Here is a 19491-nt window from a genome sequence, read left to right as displayed (position 1 = left end):
ATCGACTTACATCAACATAGCTTTTGCGCTACGGGATTAGAATAATTTCAATGGTGTCGATGCGTCGGCAGTGACGCTCGGGAGATGGTGATGGCTCTGAATGGGATTGAGAATGACACCGGCGAACACGCTTATGAAGAGCGGGAGGCCGTAGCCGTCTTCGACGACGAGAAGTCGCTCAACGCCGCGGTCGACGAGCTGTTCCAGGCTGGCGTACGACAGGAGGACCTGAGCCTTCTCGCTGATTCCGCAAGGGTAAAGAGCGGGTCGATCACGACAGCAGAACTCGAAGATAAGGACAACGTCGAGCGCAAGGCTTTCGTTTCCTCCGACACGCGAGTCGAAGGGCTGGCGGCTCTGGTCGGAGTACCAGCCTATGTCGCCGGTGCGGGTGCGGCAGCCATTGTCGCGACCGGCGGAGCCGCCCTCATTCCGACGATCGCGGTGGTCGCCGGCAGCGGTTTGACTGGCGGCGCGCTGGGGCTCGTTTTCGCTCGCGCATTTGGCCGCCGCCATGCCGAGCGCATTCAGCAACAGATCCAGGACGGCGGACTGATCCTCTGGGTCCATGCCGCCGACCCCGCCAATGACGCGAAGATCGTGGAGATCTTGAAGCGTCACAGCGCGCGTGATGTCCATGTCCACGTGGTGAAGCGCAGCTGGGGCGTGGCGAACGTCCCGCTGCACGATTTCAACCCGGACCCGCTTCTGCGGTCCTGATGTTCCAAGGGCGGGCCTGGACATCCGGTACGCGAGCAATGCGATCGGGTGTCTATCCCTGCCAACGCGTAACGAGGCTTGCGCCATGACAGCGCTCGACTTTGCCTGGGTTGGCCTCGGCGGTGGTCTCGGTTCCGTCCTGAGATGGGCGATCGGCCGGATGGTCGGGGAGCGCTATCACGGTGGCTTTCCGCTCGCGACGTTCCTGATCAATATCTCCGGAGCCTTTGTCATCGGCTATCTCTCGGTCATGCTGGACGTCTACTGGCGAGACCGCTACAGCACCGCGCTCGTCGCCGCACTCCTGACCGGGGGGCTCGGAGGATATACAACCTTCAGCAGCATGCAGCTGGATGCCGCCAAGCTTGCCCCTAAGTCGCGTCTGCGGGCCTTAGCCTATCTCGCATCGTCAGTTGTCGCAGGTCTCGCCGCGGCGGCGCTCGGCGCCGGGCTTGCGAAGCTGCAAGGATGAGGCTCGCCCGATGATCAATAGCATCATCCTGGTGTTTATTGGCGGCGCGTTGGGTGCGATCATCCGCGAGCTTCTGATGCTTGGCACGCCGCATCTCGCGGACGGCTTCCCGCTTGATATCTTTATTGCCAATATCGCAGCTGCCTTTCTGCTTGGCCTTACTGCAGCACTGCACACCCGAAAGGTCATCAGCGAGGACACCAATACGCTCGTTGGGACTGGTGTCATGGGAGGGTTGTCCACCTTCTCGAGTTTTGTTTACGGCGCTGTCGTCCTGATGGGCGCATCCACTCAGTCCGCCATGGTCGCGATCCTATATGTCCTGATCAGCGTCGCCGTTGGCTACGGCGCGCTGGTCTTAGGTATGAAATGCGGGGCGCACCGGCCGCGTTGAAGCCTGAACGGCAGGCAGCCTTCTCGCGGATGTATTCGTCAGGCCCTCCGCCGCGCTGATGATGGCATAGTTGGAAAGCCTCACAGCACGTCGACAGCATCGCTCTGAACCGCCTCCCTTTTGCGATATCCTGTTCATGCTCGGTCAAAACGCGGTCGCGAGATAATATATATTGCGAAAATTATCTTGGGCTTTTCAAGTAAGAACTTAGCGCGCCCGTAGCACTTATAGATAATAAAAACTCATTTCCCCAAGGACCGAAAGTGAGGCTAGATAAATCATCTTTTGACATAGCAATACTATTAGTATGGCATTCGAACCAAAAATCCTTACAAACACACACTTCCCATTAGTCACGGTCATAGCAATCGTTTTAGCCGCGGGATGCTATTGGTCGTTTTTTCCAGGTTTAATGACCAGCGATTCCCTCGATCAGCTGGACCAGGCGCGCCGCTTCGCTTTTTCTGATTGGCACCCGCCCGTCATGGCCTTGATATGGCACTATACTGACCGTCTGATCGCTGGTCCCGCGGGCCTGTTCACACTGATTTTGGGACTCTACTGGCTAGGTTTCTGGCTGATGGCCCTGCGCTATGGAAGATCATCGCCGTTTCTCGGCTACGTGATCCTACTTGCCGGCATTTCGCCGATACTGATCGCGATCCCCGCGATGGTGTGGAAGGATTCCCTGCTCTTTGCATGCTTCCTTCCGGCCGCAGCCCTGCTCGCCGCGTCGGCATCGCGCAAAGGACCGGCGCGACTTGCGCTGATAGCGATCGCGCTAGTCCTGCTCCTGATTGGCAGTCTCGCGCGCCACAATGCCATACTCGCCGCCGCGCCCCTGATCATGCTGGGCATCTGGCATCTGCCGCCTGCCCGGCCTTCCCGCGCGAAGGATGTCAAAGCGATTTCGCTGCGGCTTGTCGCCATGATGGTCGCAACTGTTGCCACCACCTCATTCGCCGGGTGGCTCCTCAATCGCCATGTCCTCGATGCTCGGCCCTCCACGGTCGTCAATTCGCTGATGGCTTTTGACATCGTCGGCATTGCGGCAAGAACGGGTAAGAATGGGCTGCCCGGTGCCTGGACCGCTGATGAAGATCAGCGCGTCATCCATTCCTGCTACGAACCCCGCGCCTGGGATAGCCTCGCGTGGGGGCAGTGCTCCTTCGTCGTGAAGCGGCTTGTGACCGATGGCCATTGGCAGCAGGGCCTCATGCGGCACTGGATCGCAGCCATTTCGGACCACCCCGTCGCCTATCTCCGGCACCGCCTCGCCCATGCACGCCAACTCCTGCAGCCGCTCAGCGCCGCACCTCCGACACCCCAACCGACATCGTTCACCTATGGCTTCACCGCGAACGACGGCTTCCGCTGGATTCAAGCCATCATCACGACGGCGAGCAACACGCCGCTCATAGGAGATCTCACGCGCGGCGGCCTTTGGATCATCATCGGTATGGCAACATGCGCGGCGGCCTGCCTGCGCGGTCTCCACCGTTGGATGGCCCGCGATGCTGCCTTGTTGTCACTCTCGGGCGTGCTCTACGGGCTTCCCCTCGTTATCGTGGGCGTGGCAACGGAGTTCCGTTACTTCTACTGGACGATAGGAGCGGTCCTGATCGCCGTGCTGGTGCTGACCGCTGACCTCCTCAAGGACGTGTCGACCAAGGAAGCCGGCTCAACGGATGTCGGGGCGGATCAGCCTACCGCCCGGGTGGAACCACAGCGCGCTTGACACGTTCGCCCCGCACGTGTTGCAGCGCATCCGGGGCGGGCGTCGGCGCGAAAGGGGACGTGGGTGTTCGATCGAGACAGGGCGCCGAAACGCCTATGGACCGCGATGGCGGTCGCTGCACTCCATGGGCTCAGGGAACGCGGGGAGAGCAGGCGCCGTTCAAACGAAGCAGCCGGGCGGCCGGCGCGCCCGTCCGTCTGGTCGATGCTCTGGCGCCTCGTAGACCGTATATCGCGTGACAATCTCAGTCTCGTGGCCGCCGGGGTCGCGTTCTATGCCATGCTCGCTATATTCCCCGCCCTGGGCGTCTTCGTATCGCTCTTTGGGCTTGTCGCCGACCCTAAAACGGTAGAAGGGCAGATCCTCTCGCTGTCCGCGTTCCTGCCTTCGGAGGCGATCCAGATTCTCCTCGGTGCATTGCGTGGAGTGGTTGAGAAAAACACTTCACGGCTCAACACCGGCCTCGTCATAGGTCTTGCGATAGCCCTGTTCAGCGCCCGTACGGGGATGAGTTCGCTGATGACCGGCCTCAATATAGCCTATGACAGGCCAGAGGCACGCGGCATACTTCATCAGCAGGTGGTGGCTCTGGTCTTGACGCTGGGCGCGATGGTATTTGGGGTCGTATCCATCCTCGCGATTGCGGCCGTACCGGCCGTGCTCGCCTTTCTTCCCGTGCCCGACGACATCCGCACCCCCCTTCTCCTGATCCGCTGGCCATTCCTGGCCGTTATCACGATGCTCGGCTTCACGATTATCTACTACACGGCGCCTTGTCATCGCGTTCGCTGGACGTCGACGATCATCGGTTCCGTGGTGGCGACCGCACTCTGGCTCATCGGCTCTGCGCTGTTCTCGGCCTATGTCACGCGGATCGCAGCTTATGACGCGACCTACGGGTCGTTGGGCGCCGTCGTCGTGCTGCTGCTGTGGCTGTGGCTAACCGCGCTCGCGCTGTTGATCGGAGCCGAAATCAATACTCTGCATCACGACCGCGATGACGACGCCGCGCCGGCCAAACCTAAGGTTTCACCGAACGGGTGAGAGACGCGCTTCTGATGCCGGCAGACCGCCGGGGATGATCAGGTAGGAGTTCCAGTGAGACCTTGGTTGGGCCGTTGCTCCGGGGCTCTAACGCCGGTCGTCGTGAGGGGGGATCCGTTCTCTCAAATCGTCTCTGATGATCACATATTCGCCATCGATGATATCTGACGCAGCGTTTTTCGCCGGCCGGCGCCGGCCAACGAGCCCGAAGCGGGCCGCCAGTCGATAGATCAATCCCGCGAGAAGAACGATGGGAAAAATAATGAGAAATGCGCTCGCGGCCACGACAGCCAACGTAAGGATAAGGGTCGCCGCCACGGCAACCGCCAGCCAAACCTGCCACCTTTTCAAACGCGTGAACTGGATGCCGCCAGCCCTGAATCGGTCGTAACCTTGCATGCGCTGAGTTTTTCCCTCTTATGACCTCATGGAAGTCTAATGTTGATATGGGGCTTTTATGTGAGTTCGCCAATCCCTGTGCGCCTTGGATGCTGTTTTTGCGGCTGCGCCAATTCCATGATCCCCGAGGCGTGGTATGTCTTCTGAGGGTCGGGATTCGTCACGGTTGTACGGCCGCGATGAAGGGCACCGGCAGATCAGATCGTGGTCATTGATGGCACGCCGCTTTTCGTCTGTCGCCTTTGTTTCGAGCGATACGCCCGAAGCGCTTGAAGCGCGCAGCAGTCTTGCTTCGCGCTACAATGGAGTGCCGGCTGAAGAGGCTGACGTGGTCGTCGCCCTCGGCGGAGATGGCCTCATGCTGCAGACGCTGCATCGGTTCATGGGAACGGGCAAGCCGATCTACGGGATGAATCGCGGATCAGTCGGCTTCCTCATGAATGAGTTCTCCGAGGACGCCCTGGTCGAGCGTCTGGAAGCTGCGCACCGCAGTATCACCCACCCGCTGCTGATGATTGCCGAAAGCATGGATGGCCAACGCCATCAGGCCCGCGCCATCAATGACGTCCATATGCTTCGACAAACCCACCAGATCGCCAAACTCCGCATCACTGTCGACGGCAAGGTGCGTCTCGACGAGCTGGTAGCCGATGGCATCGTCGTGGCGACGCCGGCAGGATCAACCGCCTATAACTTCTCGGCCAACGGGCCCATTCTTCCGTTGAACACGCCGCTTCTGGCACTTACGCCCCTGTCAGCCTTCCGCCCCAGGCGCTGGCGCGGCGCCCTGCTACCGGACTATGCGCGCATCGCTATCGACGTGCTGGAAAGCGAGAAGCGACCCGTCAGTGCCGTTGCCGATCACACGGAGTTTCGGTCGGTCAGTCATGTGGACATTGTGATGGACCGCAGCATCGATCTCGTGATGCTGCATGATCCGGGCCATAGCCTGGATGAGCGCATTCTCAGCGAGCAATTCGGCTACTGAACGGATCTGACGCTCCAGCCGCGGATCTGTGGACACAGCGACGCCGCAGCGTGAGATCGGCTTGCGTCAACGCGGGCTGGGCTTCACATGCGGAGGCCTGCCTTATCCGCCGCGGCTCAAGCTGCCAGCGCTTGCGGCTGGAACCCCGGTGTTAACGGCGCAGCCACGGGGGTAGGACATGCCTGAGGGAAGGAATCGATCGCGCGCTCTGCAGTTTGCGCCTCTTCAGCAAATCGCTCCAGCAGCGCCAGGAGCGGGCCGGCATCGGCCGATGGCATATCCTCGCAAGCAAGCATAACGCGCCGAACCATTACAAGGGACATGTGCCCGTCTTTGCGGCGCATCTCGGGCGGCAGATGATCCAGCGCGTCGAGTGCCGCATGGAAAGCGGCCAACAACCCGCTGTTGAGGCCCGCGCGCCGATAGACGACGTCAAAGACCGCCCTGCTCTGAGCTTCGAGCGTGGCCTCGATATCGTCGCGAGCCGCACCTGTCAGGGCAGCCAGCGAAATGATGAGAAGCCGCGGCTCCGCACAGAGGAGCGATCGCAAGAGTAGGCCAACGGTCAGTTCGCCGCTGGCAATGAGATGCTTCACCAGGCGCTCCAGCGTCTCGTCGGTCGCTGCCGCGACGAGGGCCATGGTGGCCATGTCGCCGGCCTCCACCTGCAAGGCGCCTGCCCGCGCTGGAGAGAGCCAGCCGCGATCAACGGTGTAGTCCGCGAGCCGCTGGCAAAGGAACGACATGAGCGCCTGTCGCATGAATGGCGGTAGATCTTGCCGGCCAAGCAGGGCTGACTGGAGCGCGGTGCTGTGGCCATGGCGGTCGATCATGCGCTGGAAGGCGCTCGGTGAAATCACAGCCGTGTCGTTGGCGAGCAGCGCCAGCAGCCCATCGAGCGATGCAACCTCGGCAACGGCTGCCGACACCGGCGCCGGCAGTCCCTTGCGCCCGGCGATGATCCGGCGTGACGCGGCGCCGCCGATCGCTACGCAATCGACAAGCTGATCAGCGCTGACGGCTGGGCTGTCGGCGAGGATAGCCATTGCCGCGTCGTCGCCTCTCGCCAGCAAAGCCTCGAGCACTGGCGTCGGTATGGCGGGCGATGTCCTGAAGGCTCCCGCCAACGCGGCCCGCACAATCGGGGACTCGTCAGACGCGAGCCCGATCAAGGCTTTGTCGATATCGACGCGGTCCGCGTCCGTCAGCGGAGATTGATGGTATGCTCGCACCAGCACGTCGGCGGCAGCCGCGCGCTGCGATGCCGTAGCCGTGGTGGCCCACACGAGATACCGACGAATAATCATACCAACCTCAACACCGACTCACGCCACGATACTTAGCAGTCGAATGCCTAGATGGTGAGGCAATCATAGTAAACGATGCATTAACGTCGGACGTCGACCCAGGCTTCGCGCCGAGACATTGACGGGCTCGCAGCCTCCCCTGTCAGACATGCTGCGGGGAGAAGCGTGCTTTGGCGGCCACCGGCTGTTCACCCCAACTTCGTGCAATCCAGACCTGCCATCCGGAGGACCTTGTTGTGTTGTGTTGTGTTGTGTTGTGTTGTGTTGCGCCGTCAGGACTCCTGATGACCCCGTTCGCAGACGGAACAGCCCGTTATGAACCGAAATGCGTCACGACATCTGCGAGGTCGGGACGCGGGCGGTCCGGCTGGCGCTCCACCGGAGTTCCGATATGGACGAAGCCGGCCATGCGCTCGTTCGCGGCAACGCCAAGCTTTTCCAGCACGCGCCGGTCATAGGCATACCATTCGGTCAGCCACGCGGACCCGTAGCCCATGGCATTCGCCGCTATCGTCAGGTTCATGGCAACCGCTCCCGCCGAGAGAACCTGCTCCCATTCGGGTATTTTCACATGAGCGCCCGCGCGCGACACGATGCCGATCACCAGTGGCGCAAAGGCGAGACGATCCCGTTCTGCAGCCAACCGCTTGTCATCCGCCTCGGGATTATCTGCGGCGTAGACGCCCGCGATCAGTTCACCCGCTGCCTTTCGGGCGTCGCCCTGGAACACGATGAACCGCCAGGGCGCTAGTTTTCCGTGATCTGGTACCCGCGATGCGATCCGCAGCAACAGCGAAAGCTCTTCCGGCGACGGACCTGGAGCGTGGAGAAGGCGGGGCGGAACGGATCGGCGGGTTTGGAGAAGCTCGAGCATCAGAATTACGCCTGATTCCTGTGTTTGATGGTTGACATTGGGTTTGTTGTGCTCGAATCGTCGAGCTACCAGCGCATGCCTGCATTGCGGCTGGGACAAGCCTCAGGTGGTTGTGGAGGTTGCCCCTCCCCGGTCGGTGCCATGGTCAAGCCGCGCGCGCTTTGTCGATCGTATGTCTGTATTGCCGATATAGCACGGGCAGCGCCTAGCTGACTGCAGAGCTTGGCGACCATTTGCGAGAGCCGCGCAAGTGGAGCTGGCATCAGGGCTCACGGTGTTCCCATTTCCGCTATGCCGCTCACAGGCCGAAAGGCCTGCCAGGATCGGATGGCCTCTTTAGCAAGCATCCGCAGCCTGGTTCCGCCCAATGTCCCATTCACCCATGCCACACACCCACCCGTCCCGCTCGTCTGCGTCCGGTATGGACACGTCCGAAATGGTAGCCCCCCAGCGCATCCCCTCGCATCCGGGGTCGACGAGCTGGACGCGTGAAACCACGATCCGCACGCTCCTCATAATTTTTGCTTTCTGGCTGGTGACCGCGCTGGTTTGGCCCCTTACGGGCGCAGTCGTGCCTTGGGATTCCAAGAATCACTTCTATCCCATGCTGCGCTACCTCGGCGCTTCGCTTGAAGCGGGCGAGTGGCCCCTCTGGAACCCTTACCATTTCAGCGGTTATCCCTCGGTCGCGGATCCCCAGTCGCTCTTGTTTACGCCATCGATGGTGCTCTTCGGCTGGCTTATGCCGCGGGCATCCATGCAGCTCTTCGATATCGCCGTCTATGCACATTTCCTGCCCGGGGCGCTCGGCATCGTTGGGTTGTTCAAGCGCAGAGGCTGGCATCCGGCCGGCGCCGTCGTCACGGTCATGATCTATATCCTCGGGGGCTCGGCGTCGGCACGCCTCCAGCATACGGGGATGATCTTCTCCTATGGGTATTTTCCCCTCGCGCTTTTCCTCCTGGAAAGTTCACTCGGCCGCCGTTCCTACGTCAGAGCTGTCGCGTTTGGCGTCATCGCCTCACTGATGGCGCTCGGCCGCGACCAGGTCGCCTATCTCTTCTGCCTCGCGCTCATCGGCAGCGTCGGCTACCAGATCGCGACCGCCCGGGCGCCGCTCGCCTACCTGCGTAGTCGCATCGGCCTGCTCGCGGTGATGGCGGCGACGGGAGGAGCGCTGCTGGCGGTCCCTGCCCTCCTGACGATCCAGTTCCTCTCCGATTCCAACCGCCCCATGATCGACTTCGCGACAGCGGGAATGGGATCGCTCCCGCCGCAGAGCCTCGCGACGGCCATCTTCGGGAATATCTTCGGCTCTCTCAACCTGACCTACGACTATTGGGGGCCGGGACCGCACACCCTGCCTGAGGGGACGTGGACGGACCGCGCTATCGATTATCTGTTCATCGGCACCGTGCCCGCGATGCTCATCCTCTGGCATGGCATCGGGGGCGGCCGCCTGCTCGCGCGCGAGTTTCGCTTTTTCCTCTTCGTCGGGATAGGCGCCCTTATTTATGCGCTGGGGTATTACACCCCCATATTCGAGCTGTTCTACCGCTACATCCCGGGCGTCGATCTCTACAGGCGCCCAGCTGACGCAACGTTCATGCTGAACTTTGCCTTCGCCATGGCGGCGGGATATCTCGTTCATCGCTTCATGGCGGAAGGGGCGCCAAAGCGCGCCGATGTTGAGGGCAATCCGGCAAGTCCTCTCCTGGTGGTGCTCGCCGTCGGGCTGACGGCGGCGGCCATCATCAATGCAAGCCGCTTTGCCATCGCCGCGGGCAAGCTACCGGAAGCGATGATCCAGATCGGCCTTGGCGCCTTGATCGCTGCCATCGCCGCGGCGATCATCATTGCCGGGCGACGGCCCGCCCTGCGCCTCTACGCCTGCGCCGCGCTGATCGCCATGACGGGGGGCGACCTTGTCCTACGCAACGCCGCCTCGGCGCTCAACGCCGAGCCGCGTGAGCGCTACGCGGTGTTCGAGCAACTTCCTTCCGATCAGCTCCGGGGCCTTCAGGTGCTGACCCGTGAGCTCGCGGCACGCCATGCGGAGGGCGCCCGGCCGCGAGTCGAGATTCTCGGGCTCCAAGGTGCGTGGCAGAACGCCTCGATGGTGCTGGGGCTTGAAGACACGCTCGGTTACAACCCGCTGCGCATCGCCGACTACGAGCGCGCGGTCGGCCCTGGAGAGAATGCCGCCGACGCCAGCCTGCGCCAATTTCCGATCACGTTCCGCAACTACCGCTCACGCCTCGCCTCGCTTCTCGGCCTCGAATACATCGTGCTCGATCGTCCGGTCGAGAAAATGCCATCGCAGTTCCCGCATTTGCCGCAAGCCCGGCTGATCTACGGCGCGGGGACGATGTGGATCTACAAGATGCCTCCGCGTACGCCGCGTGCCTACCTGGCGACGCGCCTCGTGCCGGTGGACAGTGAACGGGTGCTCAAGGAACAGGGCCTGCCGGATCTCGAGCACAGCGACGAAGCTCTGATCGACGTGGCCGACGTCAAGGATCTCGATAATCGTTACGGCCTCGGCGATTTGCCGGAAATGCAGGAGCCGCCGAGCGGAAAGGCCATCATCACGCGCTACCGCCGCAACAGCGTGCGCATCCGTGTAGTCACTGACAAGCCGGCGATGCTGGTGCTGCATGACATCTATTATCCAGGCTGGCAGGTGACGGTCGATGGGGAGGAAAAGCCCATCCGGCGCGCCAATCTGCTGTTCCGCGCCGTGGAGGTCCCTGCCGGCCGTCATATGGTCGAGTTCCGATACGAGCCCTTGTCGCTCCATAATCTCGCCACAGCAGCAGCTGACCTATTGGACGACAAGGACCGCGCACCCCGGTGAATTGAGCGGGCAGTTGCCACACTTGCCAACGCGCGGGTGTGAATATGCCGGCTTGCAGCGGGCGCCTCGCCTTGGCAGATACAGGGAATGATGAATCCGCACGCATTTATGACTGGCGCTCCCTCAGAAGGCTTGGGGAACAGCGGCACGCGTCCGACTGCCATCCTATCGCGCTATGGCGCGGCGGCCCGGGCGGTCGGAGCAGGTCTGCTGCCGGTTGCCCTAGCACTGGTCACGCCGGCCGCGGCGCAGGGGCTCGCACCACAGGGGCAGGCGCCGCTGGCGCCTGTGCTGTCTCCCCCATCCGTCACCTCTCCCCAGGTTCCGCCGGCCGCGATGTCGCCGCTCGATCAGCCTGTGGCCAATAGCATGGTTACGGCGAGCGCCAGATTGGTGACGGGCGATGCCCCGATCCGCTCCGGTCTGATCTGGCGGATATACCGGCTTGGCACCAATGGCGCAGCCCCCGAACTTGTCGCTCGCGCGGACGACGCCACGAGCCATTTCGAGCTGCCGCCTGGCACTTATATGCTGCACGCGTCCTACGGCTTCGCCAGCGCCATGCGCCGCGTCACGCTGCGGAACGCGCCGCTCGACGAGATCTTGACCATCAATGCGGGAGCCTTGAAGGTCTCCGGCACGATTGGGGACATTGCGATTCCCGTCTCGAAGCTGACGTTTTCGGTTTATCTGCCCGTCGGCAACGATGCCGAGGGCCGCCTCGTCGTCGCGGACGCAAAGCCCGGCGACCTGATCCGTCTACCGGAAGGCGCCTACCATATCGTCTCCACCTATGGCGACAGCAACGCCATCATGCGCAGCGACTTACGCGTCGAGGCTGGCAAACTCACAGAAGCGACGATTAACCATCGCGCGGCCACCGTCACGTTGAAGCTCGTGAACACCGCGGGAGGTGAGGCCTTTGCGGGCACCGCCTTCAGCGTTCTGACACCCGGTGGCGACGTGATCCGTGAGGCAATCGGGGCATTTCCCTCGCTCGTGCTGGCTGAGGGCGACTATGTGCTGATCGCGCGGCATGACGGCCAAGTCTACACGCGCGAGTTCAAGGTCGACAGCGGCGCCGATCGCGATATCGAGATCGTCGCGCGCTGAGGGCGTTTCGGCTCACGGAAATGCGCCTGCCTCGAAGGCGGTTTCCTCCCGGCAAGCGCCCTCCTCCTCATCCATACTTGCCCATCCGAACAGGCTGTCGAAAGCCTCACGGCCAGCTTCGGTAATGATGAGCGCGCGCGTGTCACGCTCGCGCTCGATCCATGCCTCGCTCAGGCAGTGCTCGCAGAGTGCACGTCCAAGTGTACCGCCAATGTGGTAGCGTCTTTCGCTCCAGTCGAGGCACGGCCGGCATAGGGCGCGGTGGCCGCGGCTCCCGCCCTGGCTGACATCAAGGCCCAGCTTGGCAAAAAAAGCATGGCCGCTCGCCGATATCTGGCCTGCGCCATCATCGAGAACCACATGCCCGGCTTTCTGTAAGTGCTGGGCGATGGCGACCCCGAGGCGCCCGGCAATGTGATCGTAGCAAGTCCTCGCCGTCCGCAGCCGCAAGTCGGCCGGCCCAGCTCGCCGGGCGGTGCGCATGCGGCCGCCGGCAAACCCAAGCATCGTCTCGAGCATATGCCCCGTTTCAACAGATGCGATGCGATAGTAGCGATGGCGCCCCTGCGCGACGACCGCCAGCAAACCTCCATCGGCCAGTTTACCAAGATGGGCGCTGGCCGTGGGAGCGCTGACGCGGGCGAGAAAGGCGAGCTCCTTGGCAGTTCGCGCCCTGCCGTCCATCAGCGCGAGAAGGATGTTAGCGCGGGCGGGGTCTCCAAGGAGCGCCCCAATCTGAGCAAGGTGTGTTTGCGCACTCATGCCGTGACGTTAACAGTCCATATTAAGCCGCGCACGTAACAATAGTTCGCTAGCGATCGAAGCGTTCTCCGGCGACAATGACGATGGCCTCCGCCATGGTCCACCGCAGAACGAGGATCAAGATCATGGCAAATGTATCCATACCTTCATTGGTCACCGGGCGCCGCAACAATCACGGTTTGCGCTTCGTGACTTGGCTTGAACTCAGTCTCTCGCGCTACACGGAGCGTCGCCGGCTCCGACAACTGGATGAGAACGCCTTGAAGGACATCGGGCTATCGCAGGCTGACGCTGAGCGCGAGGCCAGCCGCTGGCCATGGGACGGATCAGAGCGCGCCCGCTTTCGACGCTAGCTGAGCGCCAGGCTGTCGGATGACAAGAACCGGCGGTTGGGCGACCGCCGGGATTTGTTGAAGGGATAGCGGTCCGCTGCGGACGCTAGGGAGCGGCTTCGTGTGCCGCGTTCTGCCGGGGCAGATCCGGCGGCGTGGCCTCCGCGAGCAGGCCCGACAGCGCCTCGTCCAGGGTCATCGACGTCTGGTTGGGGGAGCCCAGCCTGCGGACCGACACGGTCCGCTCTGCCGCTTCCTTCCGCCCGACCACGAGCAACACCGGCACCTTGGCCAGCGAGTGCTCACGCACCTTATAGGTGATCTTCTCGTTGCGCAGGTCGGGTTCCGCACGCAAGCCCGCCGCCTTTAACGTCGCCACCACATCTGCCGCGTAGGCGTCGGCATCCGAGGTGATCGTCGCGACGACGACCTGGGATGGAGCCAGCCAAAGCGGAAAATGGCCCGCAAAATGCTCGATCAGGATGCCGGTAAAGCGCTCCATCGATCCACAGATAGCGCGGTGAATCATCACCGGCGGCTTCTTGGTGCCATCGGCATCCACATAGAACGCGCCGAAACGCTCGGGCAGATTGAAGTCGACCTGCGTCGTGCCGCACTGCCACTCGCGACCGATGGCGTCGCGCAGGGTATATTCAAACTTAGGCCCGTAGAAAGCGCCCTCACCCGGCAGGATATCGGTCTTGATGCGATTGCCGGAACGCGCCGCGATCTCTTCCAGCACGCGGCTCATGACCGCCTCGGCGTGATCCCAGACCTCGTCCGTGCCAACACGCTTCTCAGGGCGTGTGGACAGCTTCACCACGATCTCCTCGAAGCCGAAATCGGCATAGGTCGAGAGGATGAGATCGTTGATCTTGAGGCATTCCTCCGCCATCTGCTCTTCAGTGCAGAAGATATGCGCGTCGTCCTGGGTGAACCCGCGCACGCGCATCAACCCATGCAACGCCCCTGACGGCTCGTAGCGATGCACCGAACCGAACTCGGCGAGGCGCATGGGGAGGTCGCGATAGCTTTTCAGACCATGTTTGAAAATCTGCACGTGACCCGGGCAGTTCATCGGCTTTAAGGCAAAGATGCGCTCGTCATCCGTCTCGTCGCCGGCGGACTGCACCTTGAACATGTTCTCCTTGTACCAGCCCCAATGCCCTGAGGTCTCCCACAGGGATTTGTCCAGCACCTGCGGCGCGTTGACCTCCGCATAGTCCGCGGCAAGCCGGCGGCGCATGTAGGCGATCAGGCTCTGGAACAGGCTCCAGCCCTTGGGGTGCCAGAAGACGACGCCAGGCCCCTCCTCCTGGAAATGGAAGAGATCCATCTCGCGACCCAGCCGGCGATGATCGCGTTTCTCCGCCTCCTCGAGCTGATGGAGATAGAGATCGAGGTCCTCCTGGTTTTTCCAAGCAGTGCCGTAGATGCGCGTCAGCATCGGGTTGTTGCTGTCGCCCCGCCAATAGGCGCCGGCTACCTTCATCAGTTTGAAGGCATTGCCGATCTTGCCCGTCGAGGTCATATGCGGACCGCGGCAGAGGTCGAACCAGTCGCCCTGATGATAGATCTTGAGGCTCTGACCTTCCGGTATGGCGTCAACGAGTTCGACCTTGTAGGCCTCGCCCTTGTCCCTGAAGACCTGCTTGGCCTTGTCGCGACTCCAGACTTCCTTGGTGAAGGGCTTATCGCGCGCGATGATCTCGCGCATCTTTGCCTCGATCTTCGGCAGATCCTCGAGCGTGAAGGGCTCGTTGCGCGCGAAGTCGTAGTAGAAGCCGTTCTCGATGACCGGTCCGATGGTCACTTGCGTGCCGGGGAAGAGTTCCTGCACGGCCTCTGCCAGAACGTGGGCACAGTCGTGGCGGATGAGCTCCAGCGCGCGCGGATCGTCGCGATTGACGAATTCGATCCGCGCATCCCGTTCAATCGGTTCCGAGAGATCAGTCACCACGCCGTCCAGCGCCATGGCTACGGTGCGCTTGGCAAGAGAGGGGGAAATGCCCTTGGCGATATCGAGGCCGGTCGTTCCAACTGCGAAGGAACGCTGGGCACCATCGGGAAATGTCAGATTGATCATCAGGAAGGCTCCTGCTCACTCCTGCATACGGCGCAGGTAAGCGTTTAGCGTTGCGGTTTTCGGAGCCGCGCACCGGATCGACGGCGCACGGCTCATGGGACGGTCCCGGCGTCGCGATCGTCCGGAGGGACCGCCTCGCAGCGCAATGGCGGCGCATTCACGCCGCGCCAGCGACCGTAGCGCCACGGCTTATACCAGGCACTGCCGGAGGGCAATCGCTCCGGCACGAGATCAAGCCCTGACGTACCCCAGGGATTGCAGCGGCACAGCCGGGCGGTTCCCATCCAGCCTCCCGCCCAGAAGCCATGCTGATGAATAGCCTCGTCCATGTAGGAAGAGCATGTCGGCAGATGGCGACAGGTGCGTCCGATCAAACTTGAAAGCGTGAGCTGGTAGGTGCGGATCAGGAGATGCGCAATGACAACACCCGGATGTTTTCTCATGTGCCCACTTGCCTTTTGATGGCATGTCGAACATCGGAGGTACTAAGGTGACCAATGGACACCGACTCTTGGCGGGCAGGCTCGCGTTGGCCTAACCACGACGGAACTGCTGGTGCGTAAGCAAATAGTGAAGCTTTTGCACGATAAAAGCGGCAGTGTGTAAGGGAGTATTTTTATGGCTCGGTATGCGTTGCCCGCTTTTGGTCTCGGCTTGCTCATGACAGGTGGGGCGGCCTTTGCCGCCGACTGGAGCTTCCCCACGGAAGCAACGGCGACCCGCCAACCGGACAGCCAGTGGATCGTGACCCTCAAAGGCAATGGCATCATCAGCCCGGACTATCTTGGCGCGAAGGACTATACGTTCACGCCTTTTCCTTCCCTTGGCGTCCGCAAGGCGACCACGCCCTACCAGTTCAGCGCGCCCGATGATGGCATCGGCATAGCCCTGTTCCAGAACGAGTGGTTCAATGCTGGTCCGGTCGCGCGCTATCGCCCCGGCCGCTACCTCGACGGCAACCGTGAACTCTACGGCCTCGAGAAGGTGAAGTGGACCATCGAGGGCGGCGCCTATGCCGAAGTCTGGCCGACGCAGAACCTGCGTGGACGCGTCGAGGTCCGCCATGGCTTCCGCGACGCGGATGGCTGGGTCGGTGACCTTGCGGCTGATTTCGTGATGCCGATCGGCAATCTCACCCTTTCAGCCGGCCCCCGTATGATGTTCGGCAACGGAAAATTCATGCGGACGAACTTCGGGGTCACCGTCGACGAGGCCTATTACAACTGGCGCGTCACGCCCTATAAGCCCTCCGGCGGCATGTTTGGTGCTGGTGTGGCTGCCGCCGGCACGTACAAGTTCAATGATAACTGGTCCGCTACGCTCCAGGGCAGCTGGACACGACTGGTCCAGGATGCGAGCAAGAGCCCCATCGTGCGTAACATCGGGTCGAAGGATCAGTTCGTGGTGGGCCTGAGCGCCGCATATTCCTTCTACGTCCGCTGAGACCGTTCCAGCGCGCTTGTCTAACAAGCGCGCATGGCCCGAAACGACTACGAGGCCGGCACGCCGGTTTCGAGCACGGCTTGCCCCTCAGCCTTTGCCGCCTCGATCTTGCCGATCGCGTCCACCACCGCATCGAAGGTCAGGAGCGTGGAGGCGTGACGCGCTTTGTAGTCGCGTACGGGTTCCAGTACCTCAAGGTCGGACCAGCGCCCCCCCGGCGGAGAGCCGTTCTCCTTGAGCATCCGGCGCATCTCGTCCCGCACCTCCCGCAGTTCCGCTGCCGTCGCGCCGATCACGTGGCGTGCCATGATCGAGGACGATGCTTGACCGAGCGCGCAGGCCTTCACGTCGTGGGCGAAATCTGTAACGGTATCGTGATCCATCACGAGATCGACCGTGACCGTGGAGCCACACAGCTTCGAATGCGCGGTCGCGGAAGCCTGGGGCTTGGCCAGTCGCCCGAGCCGGGGAATGTCAGCCGCCAGCTCGAGAATTCGCCTATTATAGATATCGTTCAGCATGACTTTTCGCCCAAAGTGGGATCGTGCCGCATTGCGACCCACCGTTCCCGGTATATATAGGCACAGGATTGCTTTGCAGGAAGATGTGCGGAGCAAGCATCGTGCATCGCACTTTTTGCCCGGTCTGGGCTTTTGAGGATCAAGCGGGAGGCACCACATGGACGCCGTGGTTAAGTCCTTGTCCGCGCGCATGGCAGACGCCACCGCCGACAAGCCCAGCAGCATGACGCGACCGAGCCGCGAGGAAGCGGAGGCGGCGGTCCGCGTCCTCCTGCGATGGGCTGGCGAGGATCCTGACCGCGAGGGTCTGCTGGACACGCCGAAGCGGGTCGTGCGAACCTACGAGGAGCTTTTCCGCGGCTATCGCGATGACCCCTCCCTCGTGCTCGACAGGGTGTTCGAGGAGGTCGCCGGCTATGACGGACTCGTGCTCCTCCGCGACATTCCGTTCTATTCCCATTGCGAGCATCACATGGTGCCGATCATCGGCGCCGCGCACATCGCCTATTATCCGACGCAGGGCGTCGTCGGCTTGTCCAAGCTGGCCCGCGTCGTAGAGGTCTATGCCCGCCGTTTGCAGACGCAGGAGCGGTTGACTGCCCAGATCAGCGAGGCACTGGAGGAGACCTTGAAGCCTCGCGGCGTCGCGGTGATGATCGAGGCCGAGCATATGTGCATGTCCATGCGCGGCATCCAGAAGCAGGGCGTCTCCACATTGACGACCCGCTTCACGGGCCTCTTCAAGGAGGATCCTGCCGAGCAGGCGCGCTTCATGAGCATGGTGCGCTCCAAGGCGTCCTAATCCCTCGTGCGACCGCGCGGCCGCCCCGATCGCTCTCAACTGGATCATGCGCCGTGAATGAAACTTCCGGAATCGAGACGCCCTTCGCGGAGCGAGGCTCCAAGGCCGAGGTCGAGGAGGGCGATCTGCTCATGCCAGCCTTCGACGCAAACGGCCTCATCACCTGCGTGACCACCCACGCCGATACCGGCGAGGTGCTTATGGTCGCTCACATGAATGCCGAGGCATTGGCGCGCAGCATCGCGACCGGTGAAGCTTGGTACTGGTCCCGTTCGCGCCAAACGCTCTGGCACAAAGGCGACACATCGGGCCAGTTGCAGACGATCGTCGACATGCGGATTGATTGCGATCAGGATGCCGTCTGGATCAAGGTGCGCGTCGGCGGAGATGGCGGCTGCTGCCACACCGGCCGCGAGAGCTGCTTCTACCGCCGCGTGCCTCTCGGCGACGCTTCACGTCAGCTGGTCCCTACCAGGACATGACCGCCACACCCGTGTCGGCCGGTCTGCCTTGAAGCGCTTGTGAACGAATCGGTGGCAAACTGCCGCCGCTCGCAACAGACCAGCCTGGGGCATCAGCGATGTTGGAAAGAAGCGCCTCCGAACCGAAGCGTTCCGAAGCAGCAGGTCCCACCTCCGGTGCCGCGCCCGCATCTGACGCAGGCACCGCTCCCTACGGCGCGCCCTCCCGGGTGAAGCTGGGGCTTGCGCTGGGCGGCGGTGCAGCGCGCGGCTGGTCGCATATCGGCGTCATGAAAGCCTTCGAGCGGAACGGACTTGTTCCCGATGTCATCGTCGGCACCTCGATCGGCGCCGTGGTCGGCGGCTGCTTCTCCGCCGGCAAGCTCGATGTGCTGGAGGAATTCGCGCGCGGCCTCACGCGCCGGCGCGTCATCGGTCTCCTCGACTTCCATCTCAATGGGTCCGGGCTCATTGCCGGTGACCGTCTGAAGCGGCTGCTCGATGAAAACCTCGTCGGCGTTCGTGCCGAGAGCCTGCCCCACCGTTTCGCCGCCGTCGCCACGGAACTCGGCAGTGGCCATGAGGTCTGGCTGACCAAGGGACTTCTGACGGACATCATGCGCGCCTCCTACGCACTCCCCGGCGTCCTCGACGCGGTGAAGTTCGGCGGGCGGTGGCTGATGGACGGCGCGCTCGTCAATCCCATTCCCGTGACGGTGGCGCGGGCACTCGGCGCGGATGTGGTCGTCTGTGTCAATCTGAACGGTGACGCGCGCAGTCGCGGCGCGGTCATCCCGGTTGTTGATCCGGATATCGCCCAGAGCACGCAATCCATCATCGCGGAGGCGGCTGCGAAGCGACGCAGCCTGCTTGGACCCGTCTGGGGTGTCGCCGAACGCGTGCGTCAGTTCGCAACACGCTCCGACGGAGTTCCCGGCATCGGAACTGTCATGGTCGATGCCTTCAATATCACGCAGGACCGGATCGCCCGCTCACGCCTCGCCGGCGATCCCCCCGACATCATGATATCGCCGAAGCTCAATCGCATCGGCCTGTTCGATTTCCACAAGGCGGACGAATCGATCACGCTTGGCGCCGAGGCCGCCGAGCGAATGATGGACGAGATCCGCGAGTATCTCGTCCAGGAATCTGCGGCCCGCCAAGCCATCGAATAGAAA

20 protein-coding genes are annotated in these 19491 nt (G+C 62.4%); 13 read left to right on the top strand and 7 right to left on the bottom strand.

Features of this window, described 5'->3' with window-relative positions:
* Nucleotides 1–90 precede the first annotated feature (90 nt).
* The 5 genes from KIO76_RS12815 (at nucleotide 91) to KIO76_RS12795 (ending at nucleotide 4368) form a co-directional block, all read left to right on the top strand.
* On the top strand, nucleotides 91–720 hold the full coding sequence (locus tag KIO76_RS12815; protein WP_213323639.1) for a hypothetical protein: 630 nt from the start codon (nucleotides 91–93) through the stop codon (nucleotides 718–720).
* Between the two features lie 85 nt (nucleotides 721–805).
* Nucleotides 806–1192, top strand: coding sequence for a fluoride efflux transporter FluC (locus KIO76_RS12810; protein WP_213323638.1), 387 nt, complete (start codon nucleotides 806–808; stop codon nucleotides 1190–1192).
* Nucleotides 1193–1202: 10 nt separating this feature from the next.
* Nucleotides 1203–1586: a CrcB family protein gene (locus KIO76_RS12805; protein WP_213323637.1), complete on the top strand. Its 384-nt coding sequence runs from the start codon at nucleotides 1203–1205 to the stop codon at nucleotides 1584–1586.
* Nucleotides 1587–1998: 412 nt separating this feature from the next.
* Complete coding sequence (locus KIO76_RS12800; RefSeq protein WP_213323636.1) at nucleotides 1999–3324, top strand: hypothetical protein; 1326 nt, start codon at nucleotides 1999–2001, stop codon at nucleotides 3322–3324.
* A 63-nt stretch (nucleotides 3325–3387) separates the two neighbouring features.
* Nucleotides 3388–4368, top strand: a complete 981-nt coding sequence (locus tag KIO76_RS12795; RefSeq protein ID WP_213323635.1) for a YihY/virulence factor BrkB family protein — start codon at nucleotides 3388–3390, stop codon at nucleotides 4366–4368.
* An 87-nt stretch (nucleotides 4369–4455) separates the two neighbouring features.
* Here the strand turns inward: KIO76_RS12795 and KIO76_RS12790 are convergent, their stop codons facing one another.
* Nucleotides 4456–4767, bottom strand: a complete 312-nt coding sequence (locus KIO76_RS12790) for a hypothetical protein (protein WP_213323634.1) — start codon at nucleotides 4765–4767, stop codon at nucleotides 4456–4458.
* A gap of 214 nt (nucleotides 4768–4981) precedes the next feature.
* Here KIO76_RS12790 and KIO76_RS12785 point away from each other — a divergent pair, with 214 nt between their 5' ends.
* Entirely contained in the window at nucleotides 4982–5755 is a 774-nt protein-coding gene (locus KIO76_RS12785; RefSeq protein WP_213323633.1) for an NAD kinase, read from the top strand.
* A gap of 116 nt (nucleotides 5756–5871) precedes the next feature.
* Here the strand turns inward: KIO76_RS12785 and KIO76_RS12780 are convergent, their stop codons facing one another.
* Both KIO76_RS12780 and KIO76_RS12775 read right to left on the bottom strand, forming a co-directional pair.
* Complete coding sequence (locus KIO76_RS12780) at nucleotides 5872–7062, bottom strand: DUF2336 domain-containing protein (RefSeq protein ID WP_213323632.1); 1191 nt, start codon at nucleotides 7060–7062, stop codon at nucleotides 5872–5874.
* A 313-nt stretch (nucleotides 7063–7375) separates the two neighbouring features.
* On the bottom strand, nucleotides 7376–7936 hold the full coding sequence (locus tag KIO76_RS12775; RefSeq protein WP_213323631.1) for a nitroreductase family protein: 561 nt from the start codon (nucleotides 7934–7936) through the stop codon (nucleotides 7376–7378).
* Between the two features lie 436 nt (nucleotides 7937–8372).
* Between KIO76_RS12775 and KIO76_RS12770 the strand changes: the two genes are divergently transcribed.
* Both KIO76_RS12770 and KIO76_RS12765 read left to right on the top strand, forming a co-directional pair.
* Complete coding sequence (locus KIO76_RS12770) at nucleotides 8373–10793, top strand: YfhO family protein (RefSeq protein ID WP_213323630.1); 2421 nt, start codon at nucleotides 8373–8375, stop codon at nucleotides 10791–10793.
* 87 nt (nucleotides 10794–10880) lie between these two features.
* A complete protein-coding gene (locus KIO76_RS12765; RefSeq protein ID WP_249729587.1) occupies nucleotides 10881–11906 on the top strand; it encodes an RgsD C-terminal domain-containing protein in 1026 nt (341 codons plus the stop codon).
* A gap of 12 nt (nucleotides 11907–11918) precedes the next feature.
* Here the strand turns inward: KIO76_RS12765 and KIO76_RS12760 are convergent, their stop codons facing one another.
* Nucleotides 11919–12668 carry an ArsR/SmtB family transcription factor gene (locus KIO76_RS12760; RefSeq protein ID WP_213323629.1) on the bottom strand — a complete coding sequence of 250 codons (750 nt, stop codon included), beginning with the start codon at nucleotides 12666–12668 and terminating at the stop codon, nucleotides 11919–11921.
* 125 nt (nucleotides 12669–12793) lie between these two features.
* Here KIO76_RS12760 and KIO76_RS12755 point away from each other — a divergent pair, with 125 nt between their 5' ends.
* On the top strand, nucleotides 12794–13021 hold the full coding sequence (locus KIO76_RS12755) for a DUF1127 domain-containing protein (RefSeq protein WP_249729586.1): 228 nt from the start codon (nucleotides 12794–12796) through the stop codon (nucleotides 13019–13021).
* An 85-nt stretch (nucleotides 13022–13106) separates the two neighbouring features.
* Here KIO76_RS12755 and thrS read toward each other — a convergent pair whose 3' ends face one another.
* Together thrS and yidD are read right to left on the bottom strand one after the other, a co-directional pair.
* Complete coding sequence (gene thrS / locus KIO76_RS12750) at nucleotides 13107–15086, bottom strand: threonine--tRNA ligase (protein ID WP_213323627.1); 1980 nt, start codon at nucleotides 15084–15086, stop codon at nucleotides 13107–13109.
* A 92-nt stretch (nucleotides 15087–15178) separates the two neighbouring features.
* Nucleotides 15179–15529: a membrane protein insertion efficiency factor YidD gene (gene yidD / locus KIO76_RS12745; RefSeq protein ID WP_213323626.1), complete on the bottom strand. Its 351-nt coding sequence runs from the start codon at nucleotides 15527–15529 to the stop codon at nucleotides 15179–15181.
* A gap of 175 nt (nucleotides 15530–15704) precedes the next feature.
* Between yidD and KIO76_RS12740 the strand changes: the two genes are divergently transcribed.
* A complete protein-coding gene (locus tag KIO76_RS12740) occupies nucleotides 15705–16529 on the top strand; it encodes a MipA/OmpV family protein (RefSeq protein ID WP_213323625.1) in 825 nt (274 codons plus the stop codon).
* 47 nt (nucleotides 16530–16576) lie between these two features.
* Here the strand turns inward: KIO76_RS12740 and KIO76_RS12735 are convergent, their stop codons facing one another.
* The gene (locus KIO76_RS12735) at nucleotides 16577–17050 is read right to left on the bottom strand and encodes an iron-sulfur cluster assembly scaffold protein (RefSeq protein ID WP_213323624.1); all 474 of its coding nucleotides are present in this window, start codon (nucleotides 17048–17050) and stop codon (nucleotides 16577–16579) included.
* Between the two features lie 157 nt (nucleotides 17051–17207).
* Between KIO76_RS12735 and folE the strand changes: the two genes are divergently transcribed.
* From folE to KIO76_RS12720, 3 genes are all read left to right on the top strand, one after another.
* Entirely contained in the window at nucleotides 17208–17852 is a 645-nt protein-coding gene (gene folE / locus KIO76_RS12730; RefSeq protein ID WP_213323623.1) for a GTP cyclohydrolase I FolE, read from the top strand.
* A gap of 71 nt (nucleotides 17853–17923) precedes the next feature.
* Nucleotides 17924–18334: a phosphoribosyl-AMP cyclohydrolase gene (gene hisI / locus KIO76_RS12725; protein WP_213325242.1), complete on the top strand. Its 411-nt coding sequence runs from the start codon at nucleotides 17924–17926 to the stop codon at nucleotides 18332–18334.
* Between the two features lie 98 nt (nucleotides 18335–18432).
* Nucleotides 18433–19488, top strand: coding sequence for a patatin-like phospholipase family protein (locus tag KIO76_RS12720; protein WP_213323622.1), 1056 nt, complete (start codon nucleotides 18433–18435; stop codon nucleotides 19486–19488).
* Nucleotides 19489–19491 lie beyond the last annotated feature (3 nt).

The organism is Chelatococcus sp. YT9 (assembly GCF_018398315.1).
GTDB lineage: Bacteria > Pseudomonadota > Alphaproteobacteria > Rhizobiales > Beijerinckiaceae > Chelatococcus.
This window is presented reverse-complemented; position numbering and strand designations above follow the sequence as displayed.